General features: G+C 30.8%; 6 protein-coding genes and 1 pseudogene. 6 read left to right on the forward strand and 1 reads right to left on the reverse strand.

Features of this window, described 5'->3' with window-relative positions:
• Positions 1 to 314: 314 nt before the first annotated feature.
• From ACO6OL_RS08500 to ACO6OL_RS08525, 6 genes are all read left to right on the forward strand, one after another.
• Positions 315 to 1,826: an ABC transporter ATP-binding protein gene (locus tag ACO6OL_RS08500; RefSeq protein WP_485502825.1), complete on the forward strand. Its 1,512-nt coding sequence runs from the start codon at positions 315 to 317 to the stop codon at positions 1,824 to 1,826.
• A 12-nt stretch (positions 1,827 to 1,838) separates the two neighbouring features.
• A complete protein-coding gene (locus ACO6OL_RS08505; RefSeq protein ID WP_485502826.1) occupies positions 1,839 to 2,903 on the forward strand; it encodes an ABC transporter permease in 1,065 nt (354 codons plus the stop codon).
• Positions 2,904 to 3,824 (forward strand): ABC transporter permease, encoded by a 921-nt coding sequence (locus tag ACO6OL_RS08510; protein ID WP_299324669.1) that lies wholly within the window; start codon positions 2,904 to 2,906, stop codon positions 3,822 to 3,824.
• Positions 3,825 to 3,923: 99 nt separating this feature from the next.
• Positions 3,924 to 4,670 (forward strand): hypothetical protein, encoded by a 747-nt coding sequence (locus ACO6OL_RS08515; RefSeq protein ID WP_485490652.1) that lies wholly within the window; start codon positions 3,924 to 3,926, stop codon positions 4,668 to 4,670.
• Between the two features lie 49 nt (positions 4,671 to 4,719).
• A complete protein-coding gene (locus ACO6OL_RS08520; RefSeq protein WP_314159865.1) occupies positions 4,720 to 4,902 on the forward strand; it encodes a hypothetical protein in 183 nt (60 codons plus the stop codon).
• A gap of 84 nt (positions 4,903 to 4,986) precedes the next feature.
• Complete coding sequence (locus ACO6OL_RS08525; RefSeq protein ID WP_485502827.1) at positions 4,987 to 7,038, forward strand: phospholipase D family protein; 2,052 nt, start codon at positions 4,987 to 4,989, stop codon at positions 7,036 to 7,038.
• Between the two features lie 116 nt (positions 7,039 to 7,154).
• Here the strand turns inward: ACO6OL_RS08525 and ACO6OL_RS08530 are convergent.
• Positions 7,155 to 8,398: pseudogene (locus ACO6OL_RS08530) on the reverse strand (ISL3 family transposase); the annotation flags it as partial.
• Between the last annotated feature and the right edge of the window lie 56 nt (positions 8,399 to 8,454).

Genomic DNA, 8,454 nt, shown 5'->3' on the forward strand with positions numbered 1-8,454 from the left:
TTTATAAATTTAAATACGGCTGATATTTATTATCAACCGTATTTATTATAGACCCGGTCTTTTTTTATAATAATTATTATAAAATTTCTTAAATAGTATTAAAAAATTTATATTAAATTGAGGATAATTTAAGTTAGAAAAACCGTATTTTATTATAAAATATTAAAACGAATACAGTATAGATTTTAATTAATTTACTATGCAGTAAATTAATATTAAATATAAATAAAAAAATACCTTAAAAAGCTATACTAGTTTGTCGAAATATATTATAATATATAGTATGTAAGAATATATAAAAGAGAGGTAAAGATATGTACGCTATAGAAATGCTAAACATAACTAAAAAGTTTGGCGACTTCTACGCAAATAAAGATATCACTATTCAAGTAAAGAACAATGAAATTCATGCCTTACTTGGTGAAAATGGTGCTGGAAAATCTACGTTGATGTCGGTTCTTTTTGGTATGTACCATCAAGAAGCCGGTGTTATTAAGTTGAATGGTACAGAAGTTGATATTAAAGATCCTAAGCATGCTAATAAACTAGGGATAGGTATGGTACACCAACACTTTAAACTTATTAAAAATTTCACAGTTGCTGAAAATATTATTTTAGGTATGGAAGAAGTAAAAGGTGGAAAAATCGATTTAGATAGCGCAGCTGAAAAGATTACAGAACTATCTAGAAAATATGGTTTAGAAGTTGATCCTAGAGCATTAGTTGGGGATATTAGTGTAGGGATGCAACAAAGGGTAGAAATCCTTAAAATGTTATATAGAGATGCAAATATCTTAATTTTTGACGAACCTACTGCAGTGTTAACTCCTGCAGAGATTAAAGAATTCTTAGCTATCCTTAAAAATCTTCAAACAGAAGGGAAAACTATTTTACTAATTACTCACAAACTTAACGAAATTATGGCTGTTGCTAATCGTTGTAGTATTATTCGCCGTGGTGAGTATTTTGGAACTGTAGAAATAGCAGAAACAACTAAAGAACAATTAGCTAGTTTAATGATTGGTAAAGACTTAGAAATAATTAAATATGAGCGTTCAAGAGAAGGTAAGAAGAATATTCTTGAAGTTTCAGGTGTTTATGCTGATACTGCTGAGAAAAAAGATATCCTTCACGATTTCAACTTAAATGTCCGTGAACGTGAAATTCTAGGTATCGCAGGGGTTGACGGAAATGGACAACAACAATTTGTAGAAGTACTAAATGCTTTACTTAAAGAAACAAAAGGGAAAATTATTTTCGACGGAAAAGAAATCAATTCATTATCTACTGCAAAACGTAAAGAGCTTGGACTTGAGATTATTGCAGAAGATAGACACAAAGATGGTCTTGTACTAGACTTCAGTGTTGAAGAAAACTCAGTTTTAGAAAACTATTACACAGAAAAATTCTCTAACCGTGGATTCTTGAAGAAAAATATTATCTCAAAATTTGCGAAAGAAATTTGTGAAAAATATGATGTTCGTAAAGCAGGGGATGAGAAAATTTCTGCGCGTAGTATGAGTGGGGGTAACCAACAAAAACTTATTATCGGACGTGCTTTAGAATTAAATCCGAAATTATTAGTTACAACACAACCTACTCGTGGACTTGACGTTGGGGCTATTAATGGTATTCATAAAATGTTAATCGACTATCGTGATAAAGGTAACGGTGTATTATTAATTTCATTTGACTTAGATGAAATCTTAACATTATCTGATAGAATTGCAGTTATTCACAATGGTAACATCATTGATGTCGTGGATAATGATGAAAATGTAACAAAAGAACAACTTGGTCTGCTTATGGCAGGGGTTAAGAAGTAGAGAGGAGAACGTATGTTAAAAAAAGTTTTAACTAATGCGGTGCTACCGATATTAGCTTCATTTATTATTGGAGCGATTCTTATTTCAGCGATAGGGGCAGCACCAGGAGATGTGTTTGGAGTAATTGGAGATATTTTCTCAGACTCAAACAGTGTAGCTGAAATTTTTGTATCAACAATTCCATTAATTTGTACTGGATTATCTGTTGCATTTGCATTTAGAACAGGTTTATTCAACATCGGTGCAGAAGGTCAATTCATTATGGGTGGACTTTTCGCTGGACTTGTTGCGATTAAAATGGAAGGTATGAACTTCTATTTAGTATTAATTACTAGTATTTTAGTTGGGATTGTAGTAGGTGGTCTTTGGGCAGCTATTGCAGGTTACTTGAAAGCTAGATTCAATATCAGTGAAGTAGTTGTAACAATTATGTTAAACTACACAGCTTTATATTTTGTACAATTTGCAGTGCCTAAATATATTAAAGGAACTAATGATATTATTTCTAAACCAATTGTTTCAGCGGATGGAACTGGGTATTTACAAAATAGTTTAGTTGAAGGTATTTTCAACAACTATCGTTTAGGAACAGATTTATTCTTAGCTATCTTTAGTGTTATCATTTTCTATATTGTTATGGAAAAAACAGTGTTCGGATATGAATTACGTTCTGTAGGTTTTAACCCGAATGCATCAAAATTCGTAGGGATGAAAGTTAATAGAAATACTATTCTTTCTATGGCTATTTCAGGAGCTTTCGCTGGTCTAGGTGGTGCTCTTTACAACATGGGACCTGTAGGGCAAGTAGTTGCAGGTTCAACATTCCAAGGATTTGGATACATGGGAATCGCGGTTGCTTTAATCGGTGCTAATACTGCTTTAGGATCATTATTAGGAGCATTATTATTCGGATTCCTAGGAGTATTAACTCCACAATTATCATTCATTGGTATTCCAAAAGATATCGCGAATATTTTAATCGGATTAATCGTATTATTCGTTGCAGCTAAAGCTATCTTTGATAACAAGTTGCTTGATAAATTATTTAGTAGTAAGAAACAGAAAGGAGACAAATAGATGGATACAGTATTATCACTATTAGACTCAATGTTACAATATACTGCGCCAATTCTTATAGCTGCCATCGGTGGTTTCTATTCAGAAAAAAGTGGGGTTGTTAACATTGCCCTTGACGGTTTCGTAATCTTTGGTTCATTCGTTGCATCACTGTTAGCATTATCAGTATTCGATGGATCTCCAACATTATTCCAGTTAGTAATTTGTTTAGTTGTTGCGACACTTGCTGGTGGTTTAATGTCATTAATCCACGCATATATCAGTATTAACTTAAAAGCTGACCAAGTTATCTCAGGTACGGCGATTAACTTAATTACACCAGCTATAGCATTATTCTTAGTTAACCACTTCAATGGTACATATGAATTATTATTAGCAAGTGGTTTCCCAAGATATACAGTATTTGGTAAATTTACTATTTATCCAACAGTATTTATAGCTGTAATTTTAGTAATTGTAACATATTATGTAATTTATAAACGTCCGTTCGGATTACGTTTGCGTTCTGTTGGGGAAAATCCACAGGCTAGTGATTCACTAGGATTAAATGTATTTAAATACCGTTACATTGGGGTATTTATCTCAGGATGTTTAGCAGGATTAGCTGGAGCTATCATTGCAACTACATTCTCTCAAGGATTCAACGCAGCAATCACAGTATATGGATTCGGATACTTAGCATTAGCAGCTTTAATCTTCGGTAAGTATAACCCAATTACAATTACATTAGCTTCGTTATTCTTCGGAGGAACTAAAGTATTCGCTGAGAAAGTTTCTATCTTAGCACCAGACCTACCAATTCCGGTATCATTCTGGAACATGTTCCCATTCGTAGCTACAATAATTGCACTTATCGTATTTTCTAAGAAAACTGCTACTCCAGAAGCACTTGGTATTCCATACGATAAAGGTTTAAGATAATAAATATAGTAGTCTTTGAAACTTATAAGTTTCAAAGACTACTTTTTTGTCATCAAATTATGATATAATATAGGTAAGCAAATAAAAGGAGATAGATATATGAATAAAAAGTTATTAATGTTACTTGCAGCAGGAACACTAGTTATAACTGGTTGTGCAGGAAAAGATAGTTCAAAAACTTCGGATAAGAAAAATACAGAGCAAAAAGAAAAAACAGAGAATAAAGAAACAGCTTCAAAAGAAAAAACAGAAGTTAAACATGATTTAGCTGCTGCAGAAAAATTAGCTCACTTAGTTGCTATTTCAGGAAATGATTTATCAAGATTAAATGAGCAAACAAACTTATTAGCGTGGATTACTCAAGATAGATCTACAAAATTTGAGTCACCAGAGGGAGTTCCATTAGCGAAAGTTTCAGTACAAGATTTTGTAGAGGGAGTTCCATTAGCGAAAGTTTCAGTACAAGATTTTGTAGATGTAGTTAATGAATTTTCTAATAAAACATATTCTAAAGAAGAAGCACTAAACTTACTTCAAAGTCCAGCTTTTAGAGAACTTGACGGAAAATCTTCAGGAGCGACTACATTCCCTAAAGATAGCGAGATACACTACTACAAAGAAGACAATACACTTGTATTCGTATCTGTAGAAAGAGGTCATAACTATCCACAAGAATTAGATAAAAAAGAAAACTGGAAAACAGAAGGAGATAGTATAGAGATTGACGTACTAGATGCTATGACAAAAACAAAAATTTCAACAATAACATTGAAATTAAATAATAAAAATTATACAGGTGGGCATAGTAAATCTAAATACTACGTCGCTGAAGTGAAGACTGCGTAGAAAAGAAAATATAGAGTGATAGAATATTAAAAAGGAATATGGTAAAGGAATGACGACGTTATTAACTGTATTAAATAGTGAGAAGAAAAGCTTAGAGATAAGTGAAATATTTGATTCTAGTAAATACAATGTGTTAAAAGCTGTAACTTTTTCAATTGATTCGAACTTTTACAATAAGTACTTGGAAAACTTTGAAGAGACAACAATAACAGTAGGTATTCAAGATAGTTAAGTTCAAGAAAGAGCACTAGGTTCAAGGAAGAAAGCTATTCATCAATTGATAAATAGTACAAAAATATTAAATGATGGCACGCCTATGAGACTTATAGAAGAATTAAATTCAGAACTTCAAGAAAAAGTTACTAAAAATAAGTTTAATATAAGAATACCAATAGATAAAACCATTCATAGTAAGGTATATCTATTAGAAAATACTCAGACAAAAGAAACAAGGGTTATTATAGGTTCTGCAAATTTATCTACACAAGCATTTTCAAATAATACTAATCAATTGGAAATAGTAGAAATTAGAGATAACGATGTTATTTTTGAAATATATAATGAATATTATGAAAATACAATAATTCCTGCTACTCAAAACTTATTCACGAAGTCTGTTTTAGATAAAATAACTAAGAAAAAAGACAAAAATCCTGATTTAAATATTAATTTCACACCAGAGGAAACTTCTGAGTTGAAAGTGAATACTATTAGTGATTTTTATGATGAAGTTCAGAAAAAAGTTACGATTGGTGAGATAAAACAAGAGTTAATAGAAGATTTGAAAGAGGAAAAAGAATTCGAACAAATCCGTGCAGAGGAATTTCAACAAAAAGCTAATGAGCTAGAATTTGCTTTGAGAATCACTAATAGTGTGGTTAATAGAAGAACCGGAAATACTGCTAATAGTGATACGAAACTTTTAGATAAGGCTAAGATGCGTACGAATATTAAAAAATATTTACAACTTCAAATTCAGGCTAAAAAAGTAAAATCGGAAACTGCCCCAAGGGAACTTATTATAAATAAACCTGCACTTAGAACAGAGAATAATAGTGGGTTATCACAGGGGATAAAAATAGAAAGTACGATAAATCCAGAGACGAAAGCTTTAGAAGAACGTTTTTCTTATTATCCAATAGGTGAGAGGTTAACTGATGCAGAAATTAAGGAAAATATTGGGATTATTTGTAAATTATTAAAAAATTACGAAGATTTTGTCCCTAATTATACTCCTGAATATGGGAAACGTGTAATGGAGACAATATTATATACATTTACATCACCATTTATAGGTGAGATTAGAGAAAAATTTACATTAGGAAATGAAGCTTTGGATATACCTTTATTTGCTATTGTCGGTGGAACAGGGGGCTCTGGTAAGTCTAATTTGCTTAATATTTTAAATAAGATGTTAGGATTGACGACGGATAATAAAATACCAACGTATAATGAATTGGTAGATAATGACACGAGAAAAGATTCTGCAACACGTCAACAGATTCGTTATTGGATGCTTAATGAGGACAATGTTGCGCCTTTACTTGTTGATGAGCTTCCAAGTGATTTCTTTAATGGAAAAGGTGAAGATTTGATTAAAGATATTTCTAACCAAGAGGAAAATCAAATACATTTAACTCCTGCATTTATTTGTACGACTAATGCAGAAGCAATTGGTTCTAAATCAGAGGCCCTTAGTAGAAGAATATATTATTTATTAAATGATCGTAAATTTGATTCGCAAAGACGAGCAGAAACAACAGATAGATATATAGAAGTTTACGAGAAGATTAATTCAGGATTGTTTAGAGATTTTGTTTTGAGATTTTCTAAAAAACTTATGCAAGATGATTTGAATTGGAAACATTATAGTGGAAATAAATTAGATTTCTTATACTATACTCGTGAAATATTTAAAGAATATTTTGAAATTGCAGGAATTGAATTACCTGACTTTTTCCCGCTTTCACGTGTAGACGACGCTACGAAAAATAATATGTTGATGTGGCGAAAATTGTATATAGGTTCTCCAGAATTGTTTAAAGAAGTTAAAGGGGAGCAAGAGGAGAGAAATATTTATATGATTAAGATGAGCGAACTTGATCATAATTTCCAAAGTTCTAGGTATGGAGTGGATAATACTAAACCATCAAAAGTTTATTCGGAAGCATTAGAGAATAAGGTTTTGAGTTCAAGTAAGACAAATGCAGATTTATTTGTTGAAATTTTCCAAGATTCTTTCCATGAGTGGATAAATGTTCCACTAAAATCAGATTATAACCAAGAAAATATTGTTGAAGAAGAAAAAATCCAAGATGCAGAGGAGAAAATAGGCTTTTTCCAAAGATTATTTGGAAAGAATAAGTAATGTATAGAGTTTTATTTACATATCTCCTATCATAAAAAAAACAATAGTCCTCCAAAATTCAGATAAATTTGGCTCTTTGTCAAGTTCGGGGCACGGGAAAAATTCACTCTAGAAATCTAGGCAGCATTTTGCTGCTTAGATTTTTTCTCATTTTCTTTAAGTTTTATATTATTTTTATATTCAGAAACAAATAATCTAGACATAATTAAAATGCGCAATCTGAAATTACTAAAGCTAGAGTATCCATAAGATACTCTCTTTAGTAGTTTTATTTTATTATTAAATCCTTCTAATGGACCGTTAGAATACTCATATTTAACAGCGTTAAGCATATATTCTTTATGTTTAACCATCGTCTTTACAGACTTAGCTACACCTTTAGATAATCCTCTAGTATCCATATCTATATACTTCTCTAATTCTACAGAATCTTTAGTTTTAATAGCTTCTCTTATCTCATGTACTCTCTCATAGCTATCTGTAAATTCATTATCTATAGCTAATATATAATCTAATACTTCTTTTCTAGTTACATAGCGTTTGAAGCTTCTAGAATAGAATGTTTTTGTTGAATTTACTTTATCTCTATCTTCTAATATTACCTTCCAGAAATTCTTCAAAATAGTGTAAGTAGAGCCTTTTTTATTCTTATATTGATTCATTAGTTTCACTCTAGCTTTGTTTAATTCTCTATTAATATTTTGAACTATATGAAATCTATCTATTATTATCTCAGCGTTAGGGAACATCTCTCTAATCATACTCATATAAGGAGGGTAAATATCTATACAGATTGTTTTTACTTTCTTTCTTACTTTTCTTGGGTATCTCATAAAGTATTGTTTTAATATGTGTTGTGTTCTGCCATCTACTATATCTATAAAATCGTGTGTTTTAGCATCTAAGAATACGAAGCTCATACCATTTTTACTATCTTTAGTTGATTTTATTTCATCAAAACATAGGTGCTCTGGTAAGTTTGAATGAGTCTTAACTTCTACTGCTTCTCTACATGATTTCATTACTCTTACTACTGTAGATACTGATACATTACTTAATTCAGCTATATCTTTAAATGATAGTGTTTTAGATAGATTCTTCATTATGTGAAATATAAGATTTTTAGATATACTACAGTGCTTTTGTACAAATGATGTTTCAGCACAAAACTTAGAATTGCATTCTCTACATTTAAAGCGTTGTTTCTTTAATCTAAGGTATGTAGGGCATTCTGACATCTTTAATAAAGATATTTTTAATGGATCTCCAAATCCATTTTTAACTATATTATTTCCTTTTTTTTACAACCACAGTTAACACAACATTTAGGTTCGTATGATAGCGTTCCATAGAATATAAACATGTTAGGTTATAATACATATGTGACAAAAAATAAAAAATAAAAGAGAACCTGTG

This window comes from Gemella sp. (genome assembly GCF_057272915.1).

Bases quoted from the DNA above. Each gene is read 5' to 3' on its own strand.
- ACO6OL_RS08520 (WP_314159865.1), top strand. From the start codon at position 4,720: ATGACGACGTTATTAACTGTATTAAATAGTGAGAAGAAAAGCTTAGAG.
- ACO6OL_RS08525 (WP_485502827.1), top strand. From the start codon at position 4,987: ATGAGACTTATAGAAGAATTAAATTCAGAACTTCAAGAAAAAGTTACT.
- ACO6OL_RS08515 (WP_485490652.1), top strand. From the start codon at position 3,924: ATGAATAAAAAGTTATTAATGTTACTTGCAGCAGGAACACTAGTTATA.
- ACO6OL_RS08500 (WP_485502825.1), top strand. From the start codon at position 315: ATGTACGCTATAGAAATGCTAAACATAACTAAAAAGTTTGGCGACTTC.
- ACO6OL_RS08510 (WP_299324669.1), top strand. From the start codon at position 2,904: ATGGATACAGTATTATCACTATTAGACTCAATGTTACAATATACTGCG.
- ACO6OL_RS08505 (WP_485502826.1), top strand. From the start codon at position 1,839: ATGTTAAAAAAAGTTTTAACTAATGCGGTGCTACCGATATTAGCTTCA.